This window comes from Nocardia cerradoensis NBRC 101014 (assembly GCF_000308535.1).
Taxonomy (GTDB): Bacteria; Actinomycetota; Actinomycetes; order Mycobacteriales; family Mycobacteriaceae; genus Nocardia; species Nocardia cerradoensis.
Genome location: NZ_BAFW01000076.1, coordinates 1 through 24,797, shown reverse-complemented (window position 1 = coordinate 24,797; position 24,797 = coordinate 1). Strand labels below are relative to the sequence as shown.

Sequence of the window (24,797 nt, the reverse complement as noted above, 5' to 3'; positions counted from 1 at the left end):
ATGCCGCCGAATACGGGTGGAACACCGACTACGAGGCGCTGGTCGCGAAGATCGTGGCCGATTTCCTGGCCGGGCACGACCCCGGCACCGAGCGGGCATGGATCGCCGAGGCCGGCGGCGTCGCGGCGGGTGCGGTGTTCTGTGTGCGCGAGGACGACACCACCGCCCGGCTGCGGCTGCTGCTCGTGGAACCGTCGGCGCGCGGGCTCGGCGTGGGCACCGCACTGGTCGAGCAGTGCCTGCGGTTCGCGGCCGAGGCCGGATATCGGGCCATGGTGCTGTGGACCAACGATGTGCTCGGCGCGGCGCGGCGGATCTACCAGCGCGCCGGATTCGAACTCGTCGATTCCCGGCCGCACCACAGTTTCGGCGCCGACCTCGTCGGCCAGACCTGGCGGCGCAGCCTGCGGTAACAACGGCCCATCGATAGCCACCGGATTACCGGCCCGGCACGACCCGGCCCACCCGCACCGGCGGCTCCGGCGCGACGGTTACTGTCGATACATGGTTCGGCCCGATACATCCGGTGAGATGACGCCTCTCGGCGTCTGGCCGGGCGCCGCCTATCCGCTGGGCGCGACCTACGACGGGGCCGGTACCAACTTCTCGGTGTTCTCCGAAGTTGCCGAACGGGTCGAGCTGTGCCTGATCGATCGTGCGGGTGGTGAGCACCGCATCCCGCTCGACGAGGTCGACGGGTACGTGTGGCACGCCTATCTGCCCACCGTCGCCCCCGGCCGGCGCTACGGGTTCCGCGTGCACGGTCCCTACGATCCCGCCCGCGGATTGCGCTGCGACAGCAGCAAATTACTGCTCGACCCCTACGGCAAGGCCTTCGCGGGCACGTTCACCGCCGATGCCACCCTGCACACCTACGGCGCGGATACGCTGGGGCACACCATGACCGGAGTGGTGGTCAACCCGTACTTCGACTGGGCCGGCGACCGCCCGCCGCGGCGGCCCTATCACGAAACCGTCATCTACGAAGCCCACGTCAAGGGGCTGACGATGGCGCATCCGGCGATTCCGCGGCGACTGCGCGGCACCTACGCGGGTATCGCGCATCCGGCGATCATCGACCATCTGCTGTCGCTGGGGGTCACCGCCATCGAACTCATGCCGGTCCACCAGTTCCTGCACGACCGGATCCTGCTCGACCGCAGTCTGCGAAACTACTGGGGGTACAACAGTTTCGGTTATCTGGCGCCGCACCACGAGTACGCCGCCGACCCGCGCGCCGGGGCCGCGGTCACCGAATTCAAGGCGATGGTCCGGGCACTGCACAGCGCCGGCATCGAGGTGATCCTCGACGTGGTCTACAACCACACCGGCGAGGGTAATCACCTCGGGCCGACGATCGGCCTGCGCGGGATCGACAACGCGGCGTACTACCGTCTGGCCGAAGACGATCCGGCCCACTACATGGACTACACCGGCACCGGCAACAGCCTCAACGTGCGCCACCCGCACACGTTGCAGCTGATCATGGATTCGCTGCGGTACTGGATTCTGGATATGCACGTCGACGGCTTCCGCTTCGACCTGGCGGCCACGCTGGCGCGCGAATTGCACGATGTGGACCGCCTTTCCACCTTCTTCGACCTGGTACAGCAGGACCCGGTGGTCAGTCAGGTCAAACTGATCGCCGAGCCGTGGGATGTCGGCGAGGGCGGCTACCAGGTCGGGAACTTCCCCGGGCTGTGGACCGAGTGGAACGGCAAGTACCGCGACACCGTGCGCGACTACTGGCGCGGCCGACCGGCGACCCTGGGCGAATTCGCCTCGCGGTTCACCGGCAGTTCCGACCTGTACGAGGCCACCGGCCGCCGGCCCGGCGCGAGTATCAACTTCGTCACCGCCCACGACGGCTTCACGCTGCGAGACCTGGTGTCCTACAACGACAAACACAATCACGCCAACGGCGAGGACAATCGCGACGGTGAGGACTACAACCGGTCCTGGAACTGCGGGATCGAAGGCCCCACCGACGATCCGGAGGTGTGTGCGCTGCGAGATCGCCAGAGCCGCAACATGATCGCCACCCTGGCGCTGTCGCAGGGCACACCCATGCTGCTGCACGGCGACGAGATCGGGCGTACTCAGCAGGGCAACAACAATGCCTACTGCCAGGATTCGCCGGTGTCCTGGATGGATTGGGGGGCCGCGCAGAAATATGCCGATCTGCTGACGTTCACCCGAGCCGCCTTCGCGCTGCGCCGCGCCCATCCGGTGTTCCGGCGCCGGCGCTTCTTCGACGGACGTCCCGGCACCCCCGACGAACTCCGCGGCGCCGGATCCGACGAACTCCCCGGCGCACACGCCGGTGATATCGCGTGGTTCACCCCCGGCGGCACGGAGATGACCACCGCCGACTGGAATACCGGCTTCGCTCGCTCGCTGGCGGTGTTCCTCAACGGCGAGGCGATCGCCGAACCGGGCCCGCGCGGGGAACGAGTGCGCGATGATTCGTTCCTGCTGTGTTTCAATGCCCACGACGCACCCCTCGAATTCGCCGTACCCGGACCGGAATTCGGCGCGCACTGGACGGTGGCGCTGGATTGCTCGACACCCACCGGGCGCGCAGATGCCACCTATTCCGCAGCGACCACGGTCGCCGTACCCGCTCGCTGCCTGCTCGTTCTCCGCCGTTCCGAATCCACACCGATATCGAGATGACAGACACCCCTTCCCCTGAACACCGCACCGGCCCGATCGCCCGCCGGACCCCCGTGCGCAGCACGTACCGACTGCAACTGCGCCCGGACGCCCTGACCTTCGCCGATGCTCGCGCGATCGCCGAATATCTGCAGCAGCTGGGTATTTCGCATCTGTACCTGTCCCCGGTGATGACCGCGATGCCGGGCTCCGCGCACGGCTACGACGTCACCGATCCGACCACCGTGTCGGCGGCACTGGGCGGGCCGGGCGGGCTGAAGGCCCTCGCCGACGAGGTCCGCGCCCGCGGCATGGGACTGATCGTCGATCTGGTGCCCAACCACGTCGGCGTCGGTGATCCGCGGCGCAATCCGTGGTGGTGGGATGTACTGCGCAACGGCAAGAATTCGAAGTTCGCGCACTTCTTCGACATCGACTGGAGTCCGGGCAACGGCGCGGGCGGGCGGCTCGCGCTCCCGGTCCTGCACAGTGAGAACGATCCGGCGGCGCTCACGGTCGACCGCTCGGGCCCCGAACCCGTACTGGCCCTGCGTGATCTGCGCTTCCCGATCGCCCCCGGCACCGACGGGGAGAACGCGCTGCGCATCCACGATCGCCAGCACTATCGCCTCGTCAGCTGGAAGGCCGGGATCTGCAGCTATCGGCGATTCCTGGCGGTCTCCGAACTGGCGGCGATCCGGCAGGAGGAGCCGGCGGTGTTCGACCTGACCCATCGCGAACTGGCCGCCTGGTGCGAACACGATCTCATCGATGGCGTACGGGTCGACCATCCCGACGGCTTGTCGTATCCGGGCGCCTATCTGGCGAAACTGCGCCGGCTGATCGGCCCGCAGCGGCTGCTGATCGTGGAAAAGGTGCTCGGCCGGAACGAACCGCTCGACGCCACCCTGCCCGTGGACGGCACCACCGGATACGAAGCGCTCGCGGAGGTCGGCGGCATCTTCGTCGATCCGGCCGGCGAGCACGCGCTCACCGAACTGTCGCGGCGGATATCGGGGCACGGCAGCGACGCCGCCTGGATGGCCGACACCGAACATCGCATCAAACGGGCGGTGGCCGAACGACTGCTCGTACCCGAGGTCCGGCGATTGGTCGGCGCGGTGAAGCGCGACGCCGCGGTGAACGGATTCGATTCGGCGGCGATCAGCGATATGGCGCTGACCAATGCGACCATCGAGGTGCTGTCCTATATGCCGGTGTACCGCACCGACTACGCACCGCTGTCCGGTGTGCTCAGCACCGTGGTAGCCGAGGTGCAGCAGCGCAACCGGGAGCTGACCGCCCCGCTGTCGGTCCTGGTGCGGGCGCTGGCCGCGGGCGGGGAAGCGGCGCGGCGGATGCATCAGGTCGGCGGCGCGGTCGCGGCCAAGGCGGTCGACGACACCATGTTCTATCAGGCGGCGCGTCTGGTGTCCTTGCAGGAGATGGGCGGTGATCCGAGCCGGTTCGGCCGTTCGGTGCTGGAATTCCATCTGGCCAATGCCGAACGCGCGGTGCGCCGCCCGACCACGATGACGACGCTGTCGACGCACGACACCAAGCGCGGTGAGGATGTGCGGGCCCGCATCACGGTGCTCTCGCAGGTCGCCGACAGCTGGGCGAAGGCGGTGGGCGCGTGGCTGGAACTGGCACCCGCGCCGGACGGGCAGACCGCGAGCTTCCTGCTGCAGAACATGTTCGGCGTGTGGCCGGTCGACGGACGCCGCCCCGCCACGGTGCCGCGGTTTCGCGAGCGTCTGCACCTGTTCGCCGAGAAAGCGGTGCGCGAGGCCGGATTGCGTTCCTCGTGGGAGGAGCCCGACGTCGACTTCGAGGCGGAGGTGCATCGCTGGCTGGACACCGTGATCGACGGGCCGGTCGGCGCCGAGCTGGGTGAGCTGGCGACCCGGCTCGCACCGCACGCGTGGTCGGATTCGCTGGGGCAGAAGCTGCTTCAGCTGTGCGGCCCCGGCATTCCCGACGTGTATCAGGGGTGCGAGTTGTGGGAGGACTCGCTCGTCGACCCGGACAACCGGCGGCCGGTCGACTTCGGTCACCGCCTGGCGATGCTGCAATCACTCACGGGCACACCGGAATTGGACAACTCCGGGGCGGCGAAGATGTGGATCGTCGCCTACGCCCTGTGGTTGCGGCGGGAGCGGCCGGGCTGCTTCGTCGGCGGCTCCTACACACCGCTGTTCGGCAGCGGCGACCGCAGCGAACACCTGGTGGGGTACGCGCGCGGCCGCAGCGGCGAGGCGCCGCAGGTGATCGTGGCCGCGACCCGCTACAGCGTGGCCCTGACCGAGGGCGGGTGGGCCGATACCGTCCTCGACCTGCCCTCGGGCACCTGGACCGACCGCCTCACCGGCCACACGTTCACCGGCCGCACCCGGCTGGAGAAGCTGTTCGCCCGCCTGCCGGTGGCGCTGCTGGTGCGCTGAGGCCGGCGCGAACCCGGATCAGTACGCCGAGAACACGCTGTCGATCGTGCCGTAGCGGTGCGCGGCGTAGTTGCAGGCGGCGGCGATGTTGGCGACCGGGTCGTAGATGTCCCCCGAGGTGCCGTCGACGTGGTAGGCGGCGAAGGTGGGATCGATGACCTGCATCAGGCCCTTGGACGGGATGCCGGCCGCGGCGTTGGAGTCGTAGAGGTTGATGGCACGCGGGTTGCCGCCCGACTCGCGCATGACGTTGCGGTAGATGCCGTCGTAGCTGCCCGGAATGCCGTGCTGACCCATCACGAAGAGCGCGTGCTTGATCCAGCCGTCGAGGTTGTCGGCATACGTCTGCGGGACCACCTGCTGCAGCGGCTGCGGCAGGGTCTGCAGGAATTGCTGAGCCTGGTCCTGCTGCGTCTGCGGCAATCCCTGCACCAACTGCTGCAGTTGCGGCGGCACAGCGGGGGCATCGGCGTGGGCCGCGACGGGCACGGTGACGACGGCGGCGAGGACGGCGAGGGGTAACAGTCTTCTGATCTGCATGGTGATACGAACTCCGGATACGTCGAACGGTGGTGGGACCAACGCGACGATCCGCAGAACAAAAGCCCGCTCGCCGCGGTGAAAACAGACCGTTGGTCTGCTTCCTGGCGAGTCACAGAATGATTGCGGCACGTTAACGTAAACATAACGTCAAGTGAACAACGGATGTTATTACGCTGAGAAAAATCCGCTGGACCTGCGGTGATGTGTGCAACGGATCACACGCCGCTTTTATCTCGATCAGATCACGCACCGACGCCGCGAGTCGGACCGAGAGCGCTCCACACCCTTAAGCCACTGAGACACAAGAGAACCCGGGCGCGAATCGGAAGCGCCCGGGGACGGGTTCCAGCGGCCGGAAATCGTCCGGCGGCGGACCGCTCCACGCGGCGGAAATCACGGGCCGCGATGCCACCTGTTACGAGGCGGCTCCGTGGCGAGCACCGAAAACCGGTCATTTCCGGCAGCAGGACGCGGCAGCTTCCCTGAGCTGCGGCACCGCGCCCCCGGCGAACGTGCTGGGCGGAGGCCGGGGCACGCGGTGACGATCAGGCGGCGGTGCCGGCTACCGAGCCGCTGCCTGCCGGATGCTCGCCGCCCGGCACATGCTGTTCGGCTGCCGGGTGGCGCCGGTCGGCTCCCTCGTCGTGCTTGCCGACCGGCAGGGTGGGCAGCGGTCCGGCGAGTTCCTCCGCCCAGCGGACGACGTTCGGCGGGCGGTAGGTCGCGCAGGGCGCGGCGCAGTCGGCGAGGTAGACGAGCCGATCACCGGGTGCGGACAGACGGCGCCAGGAATCGGCGTAGAAGCGGGGGTTGCGCGGATGCAACGCCCAGCCGACGCGATTGAGGACGCGATAGAAGAGGGTCAGCGAATCGTGCGCCCGCGGAGGCGACTTCGTCGTCGAATCCTCCACAGCGACAGCCGAATCCGGCACAGCGACAGTCGATTCCGGCACCGCGACAGTCGAGTCCGGCGCGGCGACAGTCGAGTCCGGCGCGGCGGCCGGCTGTACGGGGGTACGGCCGTTCAGGAGTTGTTCGATGCGCTCGTCGTCGAAACTCAGTCCCGCCCTGCGAGCCTGGTCGACCATCCAGCGCAGCGTGATGTCGGAGAGCCGGCTGTCGGCGTAGCCGCCGCCGATATCGGTGTGCACTCCCTCGAACCACACCTGCTGCACCCGGTCGGCGCCGGTCGGGCCGCCCTCGGGGTCGTCGGTGACCTCCCACAGGCACGGCGCGTACATCCGGCGGCGCTCGTCGATCGCCAGCGCTTGCCGCGCGTACCGCACATTGCGCGACAGCCGCACATCGTGGAAGCGGTAGCGCCACGAGGTCAGCAGCGGCACCCCGAGCGCGCCCACGGTGTCGAAGACGCCGACGAAGTGGATCGGCACCGGATAGACGCAATGCCGCTCGCGGAATTCGATCCACTCCGGCCGATCCGGGCCGTCGGGATCCACTTTGCGCTGGCGGTAGATCGCCAACGCCTCCGGATATGCCCGCTCGATCATCGCGTCGGCGGTGAGCAACCCGAGCCGGTTGACCATCCCGACCAGGCTGCGGGCGGTATAGGCCCCGCGACTGAAGCCGAAGACGTAGATCTCGTCCCCCGGCTCCCAGTTCAGGGCGAGCTGCCAGTACATCGTGGACAGATTGGCGTCGAGTCCGAGTCCGAACGCGCCGCCGAGCAGTTTATCGGCCAGATAGCCGCGGGAGCCGGGGCCGTCGACATAGAAGACCCGTTGTCCCACATGGTCGCCCGCGTCGGAGACGGCACTCGACCGCACCGACTCGGCGATCTTCACAACATTGGAGACCGTCGGATTGCTCTCCGATCCCCACGTGCCGTCACAGCACACAACCAAACGCTTCATGCCGGTAATCCTCCCGCCCCGGACCGTGTCGCTCACGAGTAGCGAACTACTCGAATCATCGCGCCGGACGAGTGATTACGTTAATGGCAGCGCGCATCGGATGTCAGGGATGCGAGTAATGGAATGATGACGGCCGACCGCCCTCGTCTCGGTCGACCGTCATCGGCGAGACGGGGAGCGGCACGATGACCGCCGACCGCCGTGACGCACCGATCTGCCCTTGTGGACCGTTCGTCTCTCGCAGCCGGGTTATCGCCGCCGGGCCCGCGCGGCGTTACCGGGGCCACTCGAATCCCTTCCGGCTATCGGCTGCGGCCGCGGCCGTGGCGGTGAGATTCGCCACGGTGATGCGGGAGGTTCGCGGCGATTCCGGCGGACTCGCCCGACACGCCGAGCCGCGAATTGCACGCATGTAGTTCCCTGGCGCCGGGTGTCGGTCCGGTCGACTAGGATTCCTCGCGTGGCCGACTCGGGATTCGTACATCTGCACAATCACACCGAGTACTCGATGCTCGATGGCGCCGCCAAGATCACGCCCCTGTTCAAGGAGGCGGAGCGGCTCGGGATGACCGCGGTCGGGATGACCGACCACGGCAACATGTACGGCGCCTCGGAGTTCTACAACTCGGCCAAGAAACAGGGCATCAAGCCGATCATCGGCATCGAGGCGTACATCGCGCCCGAATCGCGGTTCAACACCAAGCGCGTGCAGTGGGGCGACCCGAGCCAGAAGAGCGACGACGTCTCCGGTTCCGGCGCCTACACGCATATGACGATGGTCGCCGAGAACGCGACCGGCCTGCGAAATCTGTTCAAGCTGTCGAGCCTGGCCTCCATCGAGGGACAGCTCGGCAAGTGGGCGCGGATGGACGCCGAGATCATCGCCCAGCACGCCGAGGGGATCATCGCGACCACCGGCTGCCCATCCGGCGAGGTGCAGACCCGGCTGCGACTGGGCCACGACCGCGAGGCCCTGGAGGCCGCGGCCAAGTGGCAGGAGATCTTCGGGAAGGACAATTTCTTCCTCGAACTGATGGACCACGGGCTGTCCATCGAACGCCGGGTGCGCGAGGGCCTGATCGAGGTCGGCAAGAAGCTGGGCATCCCGCCGCTGGCCACCAACGACTGCCACTACGTGCACGAATCCGACTCCACGAATCACGAAGCGCTGCTGTGCATTCAGACCGGTAAGACGCTCTCGGACCCGACCCGCTTCAAATTCGACGGCAGTGGCTACTACCTGAAGTCGGCCGCGGAGATGCGCGAGATCTGGGACGGCGAGGTCCCCGGCGCCTGCGACAACACCGTGCTGATCGGCGAGCGGGTGCAGTCCTACGAGGACGTGTGGACCCACCGCGACCGGATGCCGAAATTCCCGGTGCCCGAGGGTGAGACCGAGGCGTCGTGGCTGCGCAAGGAGGTCGCGCGCGGCCTCGAGTACCGCTTCCCCGACGGTGTCCCGCAGAAGTATCTCGACCAGGCCGAATACGAGATCAACGTCATCCTCGAGATGGGCTTCCCGGCCTACTTCCTGGTCGTCGGCGACCTGATCAACCACGCCCGCGAGGTCGGCATCCGGGTCGGGCCCGGTCGTGGTTCGGCCGCCGGTTCGCTGGTCGCCTACGCGCTGAAGATCACCAACATCGACCCGCTGCCGCACGGTCTGCTGTTCGAGCGATTCCTCAACCCCGAGCGCGTGTCGATGCCCGATATCGATATCGACTTCGACGATCGCCGCCGCGGTGAGATGGTCCGCTACGCCACCGAGAAGTGGGGCAGCGACCGGGTCGCCCAGGTCATCACCTTCGGCACCATCAAAACGAAAGCGGCGCTGAAGGATTCGGCCCGCGTGCTGTTCGGCCAGCCCGGCTTCGCGATCGCCGACCAGATCACCAAGGCGCTGCCGCCGCCGATCATGGCCAAGGACATCTCGGTGTCGGGTATCACCGACCCCGAGCACGAGCGGTACAAGGAGGCCGCCGAGGTCCGCACCCTCATCGAATCCAATCCCGATATCGCCAAGATCTACGACACGGCGAAGGGACTGGAAGGCCTGATCCGCAACGCGGGCGTGCACGCCTGCGCGGTGATCATGTCCTCGGAGCCGCTGACCGACGCGATCCCGGTGTGGAAGCGGGCCCAGGACGGCGCCATCATCACCGGCTGGGACTATCCGTCGTGTGAGGCCATCGGCCTGCTGAAGATGGACTTCCTCGGCCTGCGCAACCTCACCGTGCTCGGCGACGCGATCGACAACGCCAAGGCCAACCGCGGTGTCGACGTCGACTTGGACGCGCTGCCGCTGGACGATCCGAAAACGTTCGAACTGCTCGCCCGTGGTGACACGCTGGGTGTGTTCCAGCTCGATGGTGGGCCCATGCGCGATCTGCTGCGGCGCATGCAGCCCACCGCCTTCGAGGACATCGTGGCCGTCGGCGCGCTGTACCGCCCCGGCCCGATGGGCATGAACGCGCACAACGACTACGCCGACCGCAAGAACGGGCGCCAAGAGGTCAAGCCGATCCATCCGGAGCTGGAGGAGCCGCTCAAGGACATCCTCGGCGAAACCTACGGTCTGATCGTCTACCAAGAGCAGATCATGCACGTCGCGCAGAAGGTGGCCGGCTACTCGCTCGGACGAGCCGACATCCTGCGCCGCGCGATGGGTAAGAAGAAGGCCGAAGTGCTGGCCGCGGAGTTCGAGGGCTTCGAGAAGGGCATGCTGGAGAACGGTTTCTCCAAGGCGGCGATCAAGGCGCTGTGGGACACCATTCTCCCGTTCGCCGGTTACGCGTTCAACAAATCGCATGCCGCCGCCTACGGCCTGGTCTCCTACTGGACCGCCTACTTCAAGGCCAACTATCCGGCCGAATACATGGCCGCCCTGCTCACCAGCGTCGGCGACGACAAGGACAAGGCCGCGGTCTACCTGTCGGACTGCCGCCGCCTCGGCATCACGGTGCTGCCGCCCGATGTCAACGAGTCGGAGCAGAACTTCGCGCCGGTCGGCACCGATATCCGGTTCGGTCTGGGCGCGGTGCGCAATGTCGGCACCAACGTGGTGTCCTCGATCATCGCCGCCCGCACCGAGAAGTCGAAGTTCACCGACTTCTCCGACTACCTGAACAAGATCGACACCATCGCCTGCACCAAGAAGGTCACCGAATCCCTCATCAAGGCAGGCGCTTTCGACTCGCTCGGTCATCCGCGCAAGGGCCTGCTGCTGGTACATTCCGACGCCATCGACGCGGTGATGGCCACCAAGAAGGCCGAGGCGATCGGACAGTTCGACCTGTTCGGTGGGCTCGACGACGGTGACGATTCGATCTCGTCGGTCTTCGATGTCAAGGTGCCCGACGAGGAGTGGGAGGCCAAGCACAAGCTGGCCCTGGAACGCGAGATGCTGGGACTCTACGTGTCCGGCCATCCGCTCAACGGGGTGGAGCATGTGCTCGCCGCCCAGGCCGATACGCCGATCCCGGCGATTCTGCAGGGCGATGTCAAGGACGGCGCGCAGGTGACCATCGGCGGCATCCTCGCCTCGGTGACCAGGCGCGTGAACAAGAACGGAATGCCCTGGGCCTCAGCGCAATTGGAGGACCTCACCGGTGGTATCGAGGTGCTGTTCTTCCCGCAGGCCTATTCGGTGTACGGGATGGACATCGCCGAGGACGCCGTCGTGCTGGTGAAGGCGCGCGTCTCGGTGCGTGACGACCGTATCTCGCTGATCGCCAACGATCTGGTGGTGCCGGATCTGTCGTCGATCGGCATGGAGAAGCCGCTGGCGGTGACGATCCCGACCCGGCTGTGCACGCCCGACAAGGTGAGCGCGCTCAAGCGGGTCCTGTCCAGCCATCCCGGTACCGCCGATGTCCACATCCGCCACATCGGATCGCGGGAGAAGACCACCCTGCTCAAGGTCGCCGACAACCTGCGGGTGTCGCCGTCCTCGGCGCTGATGGGTGATCTGAAGGCGCTGCTCGGCCCGGGCTGCCTCGCGAGCTGAGGATGCCCGGCGCCGCGCCACGGCCGGGGCGCTGATAGCCCGTGGAGTGCGGGGGTCAGGCGGTGTGGTGCGGGCGATGCGCCGCGACTCCCACGATCCAGCGCAGGGCCGCGAACCCGGCACCGACCAGTACGGCGAGCTGCGCCGACCCGGTGATCAGGCCCAGCATCAGGGCGAGCAGCAGACCCAGCGCGACGGCCTCGAGTTTGTACACCGGCCACGGCACACCGGCGAGCCGCACCGTATGCGTGGCACGGCGGGCCGGGCGAACGATGGGGCTGACCGCTGTCATGTCGTCAGGTTACACGTATCCCGAAGTTCGGTCCACCGAACATTTGCGGCGATACGGTCACGGACGACGCCGGGAACACATCCGCGGGCCACGATTGTTATGCCCGGCATGCCACTCACCGGAGAATACGCACCCAGCCCGTCCGACTGGTCCCGCGAGCAGGCCGAGAAGTACGAAGCCTCCAACGGGACACAAGCCAACACCCTGCTCGACCGCGGAATTCCGATCATCCTGGTCACCAGTGTCGGCGCCAAGACCGGCAAACTGCGCAAGACTCCGCTGATGCGCGTCGAGCACAACGGCGAGTACGCGGCGGTGGCCTCCCTCGGTGGTGCCCCGAAGCATCCCGTCTGGTACTACAACCTCAAGGCCAACCCGACCGTCGAACTGCGCGACGGCGATGTGGTCAAGGACTACACCGCGCGCGAGGTGACCGGCGAGGAGAAGGCCGTGTGGTGGGAGCGCGCGGTCTCGGCCTACCCGGACTACGCCGACTATCAGAAGAAGACCACCCGCGAGATCCCGGTTTTCGTCCTGACCCCGAAGTCCTGATTCACCGGTTCCCGACCACCGCTGCGACGCCCGGCCCTCGGTCCGGGCGTCGCCGGTTTCCGGGCGTACCGGACCACTGGGGAAACTGCCGCGCGCCGCACCTACCGCGCCCGATAGCATGTTCGGGTGTCTGAACCGCTGGATGTCGTAGAGAAAGTATCCGCTCCGCTGCCCGAACTGAGCGCGGACGAGATCGACGCGGCCGCCAAGCGAATTTCCGACATCGTCGAGCCGACGCCGCTGCAGCGAATCGAGCGGTTGTCGGCGGCCACCGGCGCGAATGTCTACCTCAAGCGTGAGGACCTCACCGCGGTCCGCTCCTACAAGCTGCGCGGCGCCTACAACCTGATCGTGCAACTCGATGCCACCGAACGCGCGGCCGGCGTCGTCACCGCCAGCGCCGGCAATCATGCCCAGGGTGTGGCCTTCGCGTGCCGGGCGATGGGAATCCAGGGCCGCATCTACGTGCCGACCACCACGCCCAAGCAGAAACGCGACCGTATCCGCGCCCACGGCGGCGAATTCGTGGAATTGATCGCGGTCGGCGACACCTTCGACGCGGCGGCCGCGGCGGCCGCCGACGACGTCGCCCGCACCGGCGCCACCATGGTCCCGCCGTTCGACGACGCCCGCACCGCGGCCGGGCAGGGCACCGTGGCGGTGGAGATCCTCGAACAGCTACCGACCGCCCCCGATCTGGTGATCGTCCCCGTCGGCGGCGGCGGTTGCCTGGCCGGCATCGGCACCTATCTGCGCGACCGCTCGCACACCACCGCCATCCTGGGCGTCGAACCGGCAGGTGCGGCCTCGATGACGGCCGCGCTCATCGCGGGCGGCCCGGTCACGCTGCCGCAGATCGATCCGTTCGTCGACGGCGCCGCCGTGCGGCGGGTGGGCGATCTGCCCTATGCCACGGTGTCGAAGTTCGGTGGGCGGGTGGTGTCGCATGCGTCGCTGCCGCTGCTCATCGGCACCGAATCCCCCAGGGGCGCAGGCTCTTTCCGGATGATGCAGGTCGACGAGGGCGCCATCTGCACCGCTATGCTCGAGCTGTATCAGAATGAGGGTGTGATCGCCGAACCGGCGGGTGCGCTGGCGGTGGCCGCGCTGGCCGAGATCGATATCGAGCCCGGATCGACGGTGGTGTGCCTGCTGTCGGGCGGTAACAACGACATCTCGCGCTACGGCGAGATCATCGAGCGCTCGCTGGTGCATCGGGGCCTCAAACACTATTTCCTGGTGAACTTCCCGCAGGAACCCGGTGCGCTGCGCCGCTTCCTCGACGAGGTGCTCGGCCCCGACGACGACATCACCCTGTTCGAATACGTCAAGCGCAACAACCGGGAAACCGGGGCCGCGCTGGTCGGCATCGAATTGGGCGCGCCCTCCGGCCTGGCGGCACTGCTGGCGCGGATGGACGATTCGCCGATCCAATGCCAGCAGCTGGATCCCGACTCCCCCACCTACCAGTACCTCACCTGATCTCCCCCGGCGAACTGCCCTGTGCCGCGGAATATCCTGCGGCACAGGGCAGTTCGACGTTCATGCGGCGCGGCGCGCCGACGTGCGGCGGCCGTCGCGCATGGCGCGGGCGCCGCGCATCACCAGCGGCAGCACCCAGGCCGCGGCCAGCTGATCCCAGACGAACGACTGGGGCGTGAACCGGTTGTGCACGAAGCCGACCGACAGCCCCAGGCGCGGCTCCGCCCAGCCGAACGACCCGGCCAGCCCGATATGGCCGAACCCGGAGGAAGCTCCCGGGATCGGGAACGTGTGATAGCCCAGATGCCACATCATCGGGAAGTAGAACAGGGCGTGATCGAGCCGGTGGGTCTGCACCCGCCGGATCTGGCGCATGGTCTGCGCCGACAGATACCGCCGACCGGCGATCATGCCGCCGTCGGCGAGCACGCCGTAGACCGACGCCAGTGCGTTCGCGGTGAATACGCCGTTGCCGGCGGGCATTTCGGTCGCGAGGATGGACGGTTCGTCACCGTCGAACAGCGCGTGCAGTCCCGGCAGGAACAGCGCGCGAGTCGCGGCACCGGCCGGACCCGGGAAGCGTCCGGCCTGCCCGAGGACCAGGGCACCCAGCGCGGTTCCGGCCACCGCCAGCCGGGAACCGGCGAGCGCGGCGACGGTGGTGCCCGAATCCGGCGCCGGACGTCCGAGATGCAGACCGTCGATGCCCAGCGGCTCGGACACCTCGGTGCGGAACAGCTCGCGCATACTCGTGCCGGTGACCGCTCGGGCCAGTCCCGCCAGCAGCCAGCCGTAGGTGAGGGCGTGGTAGGCGGGTACCCCCAGCAACCGGTCCGGCGCGGCGGCCGCCAGGCGGTGTTCCATGAGTTCGTGGTCGAGCACCTCGTCGAGTCCACCGGCGACGGGCGGGAGCGAGGACAGTCCGGCACGGTGAGTGAGCAACTGCGCCACCGTGATTCGCGATTTTCCCGCCGCGCCGAATTCCGGCCAGTATTCGGCCACCGGAGCGGAGTAGTCGATCAGGCCGCGGTCGGCCAGGCGATGGATGACGGTGGAGGCGATGCCCTTGGTCGCGGAGAACGCGACGCTGCCCGTCTCGCGGGTCCAAGGCGTGGTGAGATCGGAGTAGCCGGTCCAGACATCGACCACCGGCTCACCGTGCCGAAGCACGGTCAGACCGCCTCCGGCTCCGGCACGGCCCCCGACAATGCGTGCGAAGTTACGCACCAAGGGTTCGAACTCGACCGCGGCCGAGCCACGCACACCTGCGGGCAGAGCCGCAGAATCTGCGGGTAAAGCGTCGTTGCTCACAGAGCCTACGGTACGGGCGTACCGTTGTGCGGGCAACGACGTTGTCCGCACGGTGATACCCCCGAGACCGGTTCGACGCGGACCGCACGCGGCGCGGGCCCGGCCTGTGATCTCCCCGGCCGCTTCGGCATCCCGTGTCGTGACCTGCCGAAACAGCCCTGCGCCCGCGACGGTGTGTCATCGTTGAGCTATGCGATCGTTGCGGTCCGAAAGCTCCGATTTGCCGGGTGCCCGCGGCCGAGCGGGGGCGCCGCCGACATCGCGGCGGCATCGGGAGCTGATCGCGGTGGTCGCCACGCTCCTCGCGGTGGCCCTGGTGGCGGCCTGCTCGAGTTCCGACACGGTGACCGCGACGCCGCGCCCCGCCCCGGTCACCGGCGACTGGAACGGGGTACTGCCACTGCCGAATCAGCAGCTGCCGGTCGGGGTGACCTTCACCGAAGACGGTGGGAGCGTGACGGTTCCGGCGCAGGGCATCTTCGACCTGCCCCTCGAACAGGTCGACATCGCGCCGGATGCGATCGCCTTCACGATCCCCGGACTGCCGGGCGATCCGCACTTCAACGGCCGCTACGACCGTCGCGCCGATGTCGTCACCGGCACCTTCACCCAGTCCGGTCACGATCTGGCGCTGACCCTGCACCGCGGGAAAGTGCCGGCCCCGCTGCGCCCGCAGGAGCCGCGTCCGCCGTGGCCGTACCTCTCCGAGGACGTCGGCTACCGCAGCAGCGACGGCACCCACATCGCCGGGACGCTCACCCGGCCGCGAGGTCCGGGACCGTATCCGGCGGTCGTCCTGGTCTCCGGCAGCGGACCCCAGGATCGCAACGAGGAGATCGCCGGGCACAAACCGTTCCTGCTGCTCGCCGATACGCTCACCCGCGCCGGATACGCCGTCCTGCGTACCGACGACCGCGGCGTGGGCGGCACCGGCGGACAGCTCGACACCAGCAGCTACACCGACCTCACCGACGACATCATGGCCGGACTGGGCTATCTGCGCAGCCGTCCCGATATCGACGGCAACCACATCGGCCTGCTCGGCCACAGCGAGGGTGGCTATCTCGCACCGCTGGCCGCCACCCGCCCCGACAGCCGGCTCGCCTTCGTGATCATGATGGCGGGGCCCGCGGTGTCGGGCTCGGAGGTGCTGCTCGCACAGAACCAGCTGCTACTGCGCGGCGAGCACGCCGACGCCGACGCCATCCGCAAACAGGTCGGCTACATCACCACGCTGACCACGTTGATCCGCACCGGTGACGACGAGCAGGTCCGCCGCTTCGCCACCGAACACAACGACTCGCTGCCGCCGGAGCAGCGCCAGTCACAATCGGCGCTCGATCAGCTGACGACGCCGTACTTCCAGGCTTTGGTCGACTACGACCCGGCACCGGCCCTGCAGGCGCTGCGCATTCCGGTGCTGGCCTTCTACGGAACCAAGGACGTGCAGGTTCCCGCCGCCCAGAGCGCCCCGGCCGCCCGGGCGAACCTGGCGGGCAACCCGAATGCCGACGTCCACGTCTTCGACGGCCTCAACCATCTGATGCAGCCCGCCGATACCGGCAGCCCGAAGGAATATCCGACCATCGAAACGACGATCGCGCCCGAGGTGCTGAACTACATCACCACGTGGCTCGGCAAATACGTCACGCCGGTGCCGTAGCGATCCGGGCGGCGTGGACACTCAGACGAGGTGGAGATACGTGTCGCCGCTGAACACCGTGCGGTAGATGTCCCAGCCGCCGCTGATCTTCTTCCCACCTTCACCGGCCTCCCACGTGGCAGTGCCGTCCCGCCAGCCGGCGTGGCGATACCACTGCAGATCACCATTCGGCTTGATGCCGTAGATCGCACCGTCGTAGCCGGCGAACACGGTGTCGTAGATGTTCCAGCCACCACTGATCTTGATCCCGCCCGCACCGGCGGTCCACCTGGCGGTACCGTCGACCCAGCCGTCGTGGCGATACCAGTGCAGATCGCCGTTCGGCTTGATGCCGTAGATCACGCCGAGGTAGCTGCCGAACACGGTGTCGTAGATGTTCCAGCCACCACTGACCCTGTTCCCGCCCGCACCGGCGGTCCACCTGGCAGTACCGTCCTCCCACCCGTCGTGGCGATACCACTGCAGATCACCGTTCGGCTTGATGCCGTAGATCACGCCACGGCCGATGCTGAATACCGTGTCGTAGCTGCCCCAGCCGCCACTGATTCTGTTGCCGCCCGCACCGGCGGTCCAGTACGCGCCGCCGTCCTGCCATCCGTCGTGGCGATACCACTGCAGATCACCGTCCGGTATGACGGCGTAGATCACGCCGCTGTCGCGGCCGCTGAACACCGTGGAGTAGATGTCCCAGCCACCACTGATCTTCTTTCCGCCCTCACCTGCCGTCCAATAGGCTCCGCCGTTCTGGACGCCGTCGTGGCGATACCATTGCAGATCGCCATCCGGCTTGATTCCGTACATCGCAGTGCCGACAACCGTGGTCATTTCCGTTCCTACCTTTTCTGTCGCGAGTGAGATGCTGTCGTCCTGTCGACGACATCGCGGTTGCCCGGCCAACCTTCGCCGATAATTTCAGGACGCCGGGCCGCGAACACCCGTAGTCGACTACTCGTTTTCGGGACATAGCCGACAAATTGCGGCCAGCGGCATACGTCACCCCCGGTGCCCTGGCGGGTAGCGGCGCGGAGGGCGACTTGACGAAGTGAGGGGGTGGGAATCTACAGCGAGCGGGTGCTGCCGCGGTTGATCGATCGGGTGTGCGGAGTGGCGGCCAACGACCGGTTGCGGGGCCGGGTGTGCGCCGGGTTGCGCGGCCGGGTGGTGGAGATCGGTTTCGGCTCGGGTCGCAACGTGCCGTTCTATCCCGCCGGGGTGAGTCGCGTCAGTGCCGTGGAACCGGCGGATCTGGGGTGGCGGCTGGCGGCGAAGCGGGTCGCGGATTCGCCGGTGCCGGTGGAGCGGGCCGGACTCGACGGACAGTCGTTGCCGTTCGCGGACAACAGTTTCGACAGCGCGTTGTCGACGTGGACGCTGTGCACGATTCCCGATATCGCCGTCGCGCTGCGGGAGGTGCGGCGAGTTCTGGTGCCCGGCGCGAGCTTCCATTTCGTCGAGCACGGTCTGGCGCCGGATGCGAACGTGCGCAGCTGGCAGCATCGGCTCGATCCGATCCAGCAGGTGATCGCGGGGGGCTGCCACCTGAACCGCGATATCCGCGGAGCACTGGAGGAGGCCGGATTCGAGATCATCGAGCTGGATCGGTTCTACGATTCCGCGGCGCCGAAGACGTTTGCCGCACTGTCGCTCGGTATCGCCGTCTCGCCCTGATAATTCGATATCGGAAAGACCGGCGGCCGAAGCGAATTCGGCCGCCGGTCGCGCGCTACCGCTGTTCGCCGGTCGCCACCGGCCAACCGCCGTACGGTACGGTCAGCAATTCCATATAGTGACCGCTGGGGTCGAGGAAATAGATTCCGCGACCGCCGTCGTTGTGGTTGATCTCGCCTTCCCGGCTCTGCTGCGGATCGGCCCAGAACGGCAGTCCGCGATCCCGGATCTTCGCGTAGGCCGCGTCGAATTCGGGTTCGGAGACCAGCAGGGCGTAATGCTGCGGCTGAATCTCGGTGATATGCGGCGGGACCCGGGCGAAGTCGAAGGTGACGCCGTTGTGCACGGTGACCGGAATGAACGGACCCCACGGCGTTCCCACACTCAACCCCAGAATATCGGCCCAGAATTGCGCCGATTCCCGATTGTCACGACAGCCGACAATGGTGTGGTTGAACTGGATGGACAGGATTTCTCCTCTGATAGTGACGATCCCGACCCCGGACCGGTACTCGTCGGCCTACGGGAGCATCGCCACGAATCCGACATTAACCCAGCGCGTCCCGCCGTGCCAAGCGCCGGGATCGCCGCAGCGCGTCCCCGGTGAAGACCGCCAGAGCCGTCCAGATCAGCCCGAATCCGATCCAGCGCGAGGCCGGCATCGGTTCGTGGCCCACCAGCACGCCCCACGCCAATTGCAGTGCGGGAGTGAGATATTGCAGGATCCCCATGGTCGACAGCGGTACCCGCGACGCCGCGAAGGCGAACAGCAACAGCGGGAGCAGCGTCACCGGTCCGGTGGCGACCATCAGGGCGGTGTGGCCGGCGCCGTGCCCGAATTCGGCGTCCCCGCGCACGCCCAGCGCGATCACGACCGCCAGCGCGAACGGCGCGGACACCACGCCCTCGGCGGCGACGCTGCGCATCGGGTCGAGCCGGATCACCTTCTTCACCAGACCGTAGGTGGCGAACGAACAGGCCAGTACGAGCGCGATGATCGGCGGCTTGCCGTAGTCGACGGTCAGCACCACCACCGCGGCCCCGCCGAGACCGAGCGCCACCCACTGCGGCCACACCAGCCGCTCCCGGAACAACACGACCGCGAACAGGACCGTGACCAGTGGATTGATGAAATATCCGAGCGCGCATTCCACCACGTGCCCCGAGGTCACGCCGTAGACGTAGGTGCCCCAGTTGATCGAGATCGCCGCCGCCGCCACCGCCGCCAAGCGCCAGGTGCGGCCGTCGATCGCCCCCAGTTCACGCAATCGCCCGGCCGCCAGCAGCAGCACCAGCACCACGACCAGGGTCCACAGAATCCGCTGCGCCAGGATCTCCACCGGCCCCGCGAAGTCGAGCAATCCGAAGAAGGCGGGAAACATTCCCCAGATCAGATACGCCCCCGCGCCGACCGCCACGCCGCCACCGGCCGGAGAGCGCCCCCACCGTCCTCGGCCCCCGGCGGCACCTCCGCCGCCGGTCGCCTCGTCCACGTCGTTCACCGCTCCACGCACCCGCACCAGCCGCACGCTACTTCCGTCCGGTAACGCCTGTCGAGCGGGTTTCGGACCACGCCCTCAATCGTCGGCACGGCCGCAGACCGACGCGGTCACGGGTGCCCGGTCACCGGCCCGATCCGACGCCGGGAGCGGATTCGTTCAGGGCGAGGTCGGCAGGATGTCCGCCTGCGGGAGGCGGACCACCCCGTCGAGGTAGCGGTGGCAGCGGCCGGTGAGCAGCACGCGTGAGCCGCTGACCGTGCAGCGCAGGCGGCCGGTGCGGGCGGAGAGCTGGCGAGCCGACAGATCGCCGCGGCCCAGATCGCGGGCCCACAGCGGTGCCAGCTGGGCATGCGCGGAGCCGGTGACCGGGTCCTCGTCGACACCGACGCCAGGGGCGAAGAAGCGGGACACGAAATCCGTGTGGTCGCCGGGTGCGGTGAGGATCACCCCGCGGCGCAGCACCGGGAAGGCGGCGAAATTCGGGCGGGCACGAACCACTTCGGCTTCGGTGGCGACCACGACCACCTCGTCCTGGCCGGTCAGCACGCGCACCGGCCGCACCCCGAGCGCCGCGATCAGATCCGGATCCGGGACGGTGTCCACCGATTCCACCAGCGGCAGGTCGAGCTCGAGCTCCGCGCCGTCGCGTTCGACGCCGAGCCAGCCGCTGCGGGTGAAGAAGTGCAGCCGGTCGGCGGTGGGATGCATATCGTCGAAGATCTGCGCCGCGGTGGCGAGGGTGGCGTGCCCGCACAGGTCGACCTCGGTGGCCGGAGTGAACCAGCGCAGCCAGAACGCCGGGCCGTCACCGGGCGGCAGGCCGGCCTCCACCGGCAGCGCCGAGGTGTAGAAGGCCGTCTCGGACAGCCGGTTCTCCTCGGCCAGCCGCTGCAGCAGCTCGTCGGGCAACCAGCCCAGCAGCGGCATCACCGCCGCCGGATTACCCGTGAAGGGCGCATCCGCGAACGCATCGATCTGATGCAGCAGGACCTCCATACTGCCGAAGGTACCCGCGTTGCGAATCGATGCGTGGCACAGGAACGTTCACGGCGCGCCATACCATGCGACCAGTTGACGCGCCGTCGCGGCTCAGTCCTTGTGCCCCAGGGGCTTCCGGCCCGGTGAATCCGGGAACAGGTGCCGCTGTTCGCCGGTCACCATCGCGGTGATCCACCACGCCACCTCCACCAGCACGATGCCGACGGCGCCGCAGGCGAAGGCCACCCCGGTCAGCTCCGCGTTCGACGGGTCGAGTTTGAAGAAGTGGCGGGTGAACGGCACCGTGAACAGGATCAGATAGCCCGCGACCGAACCGGCGATGAGCAGGATCTTCCACCAGTTCCACGGCCGTGCCACGATCGCCAGCACCCACACCGCGATCACCAGCAGCGTGATCAGCGCCGTCGTGCCGATCTGCACCTCGCGTGCCTCGGTCGGCAGGCTCTGGTCGGCACTCCAGTAGGCGATCAGATAGGCGATGAAGGTCATCACCCCGATCACCGTGCCGGAGGGGATCGCCAGCCGCAGCACGCGCGGCACGAAACCCGTTCGCGCCCTTTCGTTGTTGGGGGCCAGCGAAAGGATGAAGGCCGGAATGCCGATGGTGAACCAGGCGGCGATGGTGACGTGGCGCGGCAGGAACGGATACGACAGCGGGGCGTAATCGAAGATCTGCGATCCGATGCCGGCGACGCCCACCAGGAAGGCCAGCAGGACCGAGTACACGGTCTTGGTGAGGAACAGGTTCGAGACGCGCTCGATATTGCCGATCACCCGCCGGCCCTCCCCCACCACGTACGGCAGGGTGGCGAAACGGTTGTCCAGCAACACGATCTGCGCGACCGCGCGAGTGGCCGGACTGCCCGAACCCATCGCGACACCGATATCGGCGTCCTTGAGCGCCAGCACGTCGTTGACGCCGTCGCCGGTCATCGCGACGGTGTGCCCGCGCGACTGCAACGCCCCCACCATCGCCCGTTTCTGATCCGGGCGGACCCGGCCGAAGGTGGTTTCGCGGTCCAGCACATCGGCCAATTCGCCCTGGGCGGTGGGCAATCGGCGCGCATCGACGGCATGGTCACCGCCGGGCAGGCCGAGTGAGGACGCCACCGCACCCACCGACACCGCGTTGTCGCCGGAGATCACCTTGATCGAGACATCCTGGCCGGCAAAGTAATCCAGTGTTTCGCGCGCATCCGGGCGGACCTTCTGTTCCAGCACCACCAGCGCCTGCGGCGTCACCGTGCCCGGCGCGTCCGGGTCGTCGACGGGGCGATCCGAGGAGGCCAGCAGCAGCACCCGCAGGCCCTGCGCGCCGATGTCCTGTGCGGTGGCGGCGATGCCGGAATCGGGATCGAGCAGCACGTCCGGTGCACCGAGCAGCCAGTTGCCGTGCTCGCCGTAGGAGAGACCGCTCCACTTCTTCGCCGAGCTGAACGGCGCGACCGCGGTGGACGACCAGCCCGGATCCTCCGTCATGGCCTCGGCGATGGCGAGCACGCTGGCGTTGGGACGCGGATCGTCGTGGGCGAGCGCGGCCAGCACCGAGCGCAACCGCTGTTCCGGCACATCGCCGACGACGCGCAGTTCCGACAGCCGCATCCCGTTCTCGGTGAGGGTGCCGGTCTTGTCCGCGCACACCACGTCGACCCGGGCCAGTCCCTCGATCGCCGGCAGCTCCTGGACCAGGCATTTGCGCTGACCCAGCCGCACGACGCCGACCGCGAACGCGATCGAGGTCATCAGCACCAGGCCCTCCGGCACCATCGGGACGAGGGCGGCGACCATACCGTTGAGCGCGTGCCGCCAGCTCTGGTGACTGGAGAACAGCTGGTTGTAGATGGTGACCAACCCCGCCGGAATCAGCAGGTAGGTGATCACCTTCAGGATGGTGTCGATACCGCTGCGCAGCTCCGAATCGACCAGGGTGAATTTCGACGCCTCGTCGGCCAGTTGCGCGGCGTAGGCGTCCTTGCCGACCTTGGTGGCCCGGTAGGCGCCCGATCCGGCGACCACGTAACTGCCGGACATCACCTTCGCGCCGACCGTTTTGTCGATCGGATCGGCCTCACCGGTGAGCAGGGATTCGTCGACCTCGAGCAGTTCGCATTCGACGACCTCGCCGTCGACCACGATCTGGTCACCGGGACCCAGTTCGATCAGATCGTCGAGCACCACATCCTTCGGTCCGACCTCGGTGGCGGCGCCGTCGCGACGCACCACCGGCTTGGCCTGGCCGACGATGGCGAGTTTGTCCAGGGTCTGCTTGGCGCGCAGTTCCTGCACGATGCCGACCACGCTGTTGGCCACGATCAGCAGGCCGAACATGCCGTCGATCATCGATCCGGTGGCCAGGACCAGCACGAACAGCACGCCGAGGATGGCGTTGATCCGGGTGAACACATTGGCCCGGACGATGTCGGCAACCGATCGGCTCGCCCGATCCGGCACGTCGTTGGTCTGCCCGTCACGAACGCGCTGTGCGACCTCGGCCGCGGTCAGACCCGGTGCGCGCGCTTGCTGCTCGGTGATCGACATGTCCGACAGCCTAGAGCGTTTCCGGCGAATCGGACGGCACCCGGTACCGGCCACCAGGGCGGGCAACCATCGGCACCCAGCGGCAGCGGTGCGCGGTTCAGCGATCGACGATGCGGCGGGTGAGCGCGACCAGATCGTCACCGCGCAGCCGCGGATATCCGTGCAGCAGCGCGACCCATTGCGGCGGGATGGCGGAGGCGCCCCAGCGGGCGCCCAGTAATCCGCCCGCGATGGCGGCGGTGGTATCGGTATCGCCGCCCGCGCGCACGGCCGCTTCCAGCGCGGCCGGCAGGGATTCGGTATGGGTGATCGCCCACCACGCCGTCTGCAGCGCGTGCACCACCCAGCCGTTCTTCGGAAAGTCCGCAGGAGTGCCGGATTCGGCCTCGTCCAGCAGCGCGGCCCAGAAATCGGCGTCCACGAAGGCCAGCCCACCGCGCACGCCGTCGTAGTCGCCGTAGAGCACGGCATGCCGGATCGCCCACGTCCACAGCACGCACGCCTCGCCGGCCCGCACATCGCTGTGGGTGAGTTCGCTCACCGCCCGGGCGGCGCGCGCGCAGTTGTCCGGATCGTCGAGGTAGCACAGGGCCACCGGCGCGGTGCGCATCAGCGATCCATTGCCGCCGGTGAGTCCGTCGAGTTCGAAGGAGCGCCGGCGCATATCGGCCGCGTCCGCGCTGCGCCACTGCAGCACCTGACTGGTCTGATATCCGACATCCTTGGGCCGGCTGTCCCACCAGCGCACGAACTGGCGGGCGACGGCGTCCAAGCCCGCCGGATGGTGTAACGCACCGTGTTCGGCCGCCGCGAGCGCGACACCCACCGCCATCGCGGTGTCGTCGGTCCACTCCCCCGGCTCCCACCGCAGCGAGCCGCCGCCGCGCATCTCGATCACCGAATCCGCTGCCGGATGGGTGAATTCGTAGCCGGCGCCCAGTGCGTCACCGGCGGCGGTCCCCAGCAGCACCCCCTGCGCCCGGTCCCGCAACCCCGCGTCTCGTTCCACCGGCACATCCTCTCCCCTCGCCTGCCCTCGATTATGCCGGGTGGCACCGACAGCGCCGGTGGTCCGGATTCAGTGGTCGGGGATCGGGCCGTCGTCGGGCCCCGGTGCCACGACCTCGACGTGTTCGGGCAGGAGCGGCAACACGGCGAACGCACCCGCGGAGGCATCCGGCGGCAGCGCCTCCACGCTGCGAATCTCGCTGCGGGAGGCCAACCCTCGCAACTGGGCGAGGGTGCCCCGGACCACCAGATTCACCGCGCAG

General features: G+C 68.0%; 18 protein-coding genes and 1 pseudogene. 8 read left to right on the top strand and 11 right to left on the bottom strand.

The window, feature by feature from the left end; genetic code table 11:
* The 3 genes from ON23_RS09040 to treY form a co-directional block, all read left to right on the top strand.
* On the top strand, nucleotides 1–413 hold a 413-nt coding region (locus ON23_RS09040), incomplete at its 5' end, for a GNAT family N-acetyltransferase (RefSeq protein ID WP_039777461.1).
* Between the two features lie 91 nt (nucleotides 414–504).
* Nucleotides 505–2,676: a glycogen debranching protein GlgX gene (gene glgX / locus ON23_RS09035; protein WP_039777460.1), complete on the top strand. Its 2,172-nt coding sequence runs from the start codon at nucleotides 505–507 to the stop codon at nucleotides 2,674–2,676.
* A complete protein-coding gene (gene treY / locus ON23_RS09030; RefSeq protein ID WP_051042285.1) occupies nucleotides 2,673–5,099 on the top strand; it encodes a malto-oligosyltrehalose synthase in 2,427 nt (808 codons plus the stop codon). Before glgX ends, treY begins: the two co-directional genes overlap by 4 nt.
* A gap of 18 nt (nucleotides 5,100–5,117) precedes the next feature.
* On the opposite strand, the gene ON23_RS37395 is transcribed toward treY, so the two are convergent.
* Nucleotides 5,118–5,639, bottom strand: coding sequence for a transglycosylase SLT domain-containing protein (locus tag ON23_RS37395; protein WP_210743517.1), 522 nt, complete (start codon nucleotides 5,637–5,639; stop codon nucleotides 5,118–5,120).
* Between the two features lie 548 nt (nucleotides 5,640–6,187).
* On the bottom strand, nucleotides 6,188–7,513 hold the full coding sequence (locus tag ON23_RS09020; protein ID WP_083903794.1) for a T6SS phospholipase effector Tle1-like catalytic domain-containing protein: 1,326 nt from the start codon (nucleotides 7,511–7,513) through the stop codon (nucleotides 6,188–6,190).
* 460 nt (nucleotides 7,514–7,973) lie between these two features.
* On the opposite strand from ON23_RS09020, the gene dnaE reads away from it, so the two are divergent.
* Nucleotides 7,974–11,519, top strand: a complete 3,546-nt coding sequence (gene dnaE, locus ON23_RS09015; protein ID WP_039777459.1) for a DNA polymerase III subunit alpha — start codon at nucleotides 7,974–7,976, stop codon at nucleotides 11,517–11,519.
* A 55-nt stretch (nucleotides 11,520–11,574) separates the two neighbouring features.
* On the opposite strand, the gene ON23_RS09010 is transcribed toward dnaE, so the two are convergent.
* Nucleotides 11,575–11,811 (bottom strand): hypothetical protein, encoded by a 237-nt coding sequence (locus ON23_RS09010; protein WP_039777458.1) that lies wholly within the window; start codon nucleotides 11,809–11,811, stop codon nucleotides 11,575–11,577.
* Nucleotides 11,812–11,919: 108 nt separating this feature from the next.
* On the opposite strand from ON23_RS09010, the gene ON23_RS09005 reads away from it, so the two are divergent.
* Together ON23_RS09005 and ilvA are read left to right on the top strand one after the other, a co-directional pair.
* Complete coding sequence (locus ON23_RS09005) at nucleotides 11,920–12,363, top strand: nitroreductase family deazaflavin-dependent oxidoreductase (RefSeq protein WP_039777467.1); 444 nt, start codon at nucleotides 11,920–11,922, stop codon at nucleotides 12,361–12,363.
* A gap of 126 nt (nucleotides 12,364–12,489) precedes the next feature.
* A complete protein-coding gene (gene ilvA / locus ON23_RS09000) occupies nucleotides 12,490–13,845 on the top strand; it encodes a threonine ammonia-lyase IlvA (protein ID WP_051042282.1) in 1,356 nt (451 codons plus the stop codon).
* 60 nt (nucleotides 13,846–13,905) lie between these two features.
* Here the strand turns inward: ilvA and ON23_RS08995 are convergent, their stop codons facing one another.
* A complete protein-coding gene (locus ON23_RS08995; protein ID WP_086006874.1) occupies nucleotides 13,906–15,072 on the bottom strand; it encodes a serine hydrolase domain-containing protein in 1,167 nt (388 codons plus the stop codon).
* Between the two features lie 370 nt (nucleotides 15,073–15,442).
* Here ON23_RS08995 and ON23_RS08990 point away from each other — a divergent pair, with 370 nt between their 5' ends.
* Nucleotides 15,443–16,819, top strand: a complete 1,377-nt coding sequence (locus ON23_RS08990) for an alpha/beta hydrolase family protein (protein ID WP_245555920.1) — start codon at nucleotides 15,443–15,445, stop codon at nucleotides 16,817–16,819.
* A 21-nt stretch (nucleotides 16,820–16,840) separates the two neighbouring features.
* Here ON23_RS08990 and ON23_RS08985 read toward each other — a convergent pair whose 3' ends face one another.
* Nucleotides 16,841–17,644: a tachylectin-related carbohydrate-binding protein gene (locus ON23_RS08985; RefSeq protein ID WP_083903792.1), complete on the bottom strand. Its 804-nt coding sequence runs from the start codon at nucleotides 17,642–17,644 to the stop codon at nucleotides 16,841–16,843.
* A 225-nt stretch (nucleotides 17,645–17,869) separates the two neighbouring features.
* Here ON23_RS08985 and ON23_RS08980 point away from each other — a divergent pair, with 225 nt between their 5' ends.
* A complete protein-coding gene (locus ON23_RS08980) occupies nucleotides 17,870–18,487 on the top strand; it encodes a class I SAM-dependent methyltransferase (protein WP_039777455.1) in 618 nt (205 codons plus the stop codon).
* A 55-nt stretch (nucleotides 18,488–18,542) separates the two neighbouring features.
* Here ON23_RS08980 and ON23_RS08975 read toward each other — a convergent pair whose 3' ends face one another.
* The 6 genes and pseudogenes from ON23_RS08975 to ON23_RS08950 form a co-directional block, all read right to left on the bottom strand.
* A complete protein-coding gene (locus tag ON23_RS08975) occupies nucleotides 18,543–18,956 on the bottom strand; it encodes a VOC family protein (RefSeq protein ID WP_039777454.1) in 414 nt (137 codons plus the stop codon).
* A 79-nt stretch (nucleotides 18,957–19,035) separates the two neighbouring features.
* The gene (gene rarD / locus ON23_RS08970) at nucleotides 19,036–19,905 is read right to left on the bottom strand and encodes an EamA family transporter RarD (RefSeq protein ID WP_039777463.1); all 870 of its coding nucleotides are present in this window, start codon (nucleotides 19,903–19,905) and stop codon (nucleotides 19,036–19,038) included.
* Between the two features lie 240 nt (nucleotides 19,906–20,145).
* Nucleotides 20,146–20,985 carry a PhzF family phenazine biosynthesis protein gene (locus ON23_RS08965; RefSeq protein ID WP_039777453.1) on the bottom strand — a complete coding sequence of 280 codons (840 nt, stop codon included), beginning with the start codon at nucleotides 20,983–20,985 and terminating at the stop codon, nucleotides 20,146–20,148.
* Between the two features lie 93 nt (nucleotides 20,986–21,078).
* The gene (locus ON23_RS08960) at nucleotides 21,079–23,526 is read right to left on the bottom strand and encodes a cation-translocating P-type ATPase (RefSeq protein WP_039777452.1); all 2,448 of its coding nucleotides are present in this window, start codon (nucleotides 23,524–23,526) and stop codon (nucleotides 21,079–21,081) included.
* Between the two features lie 97 nt (nucleotides 23,527–23,623).
* Entirely contained in the window at nucleotides 23,624–24,535 is a 912-nt protein-coding gene (locus tag ON23_RS08955) for an ADP-ribosylglycohydrolase family protein (RefSeq protein WP_039777462.1), read from the bottom strand.
* Between the two features lie 69 nt (nucleotides 24,536–24,604).
* A pseudogene (locus tag ON23_RS08950) lies at nucleotides 24,605–24,797 on the bottom strand (hypothetical protein); the annotation flags it as partial.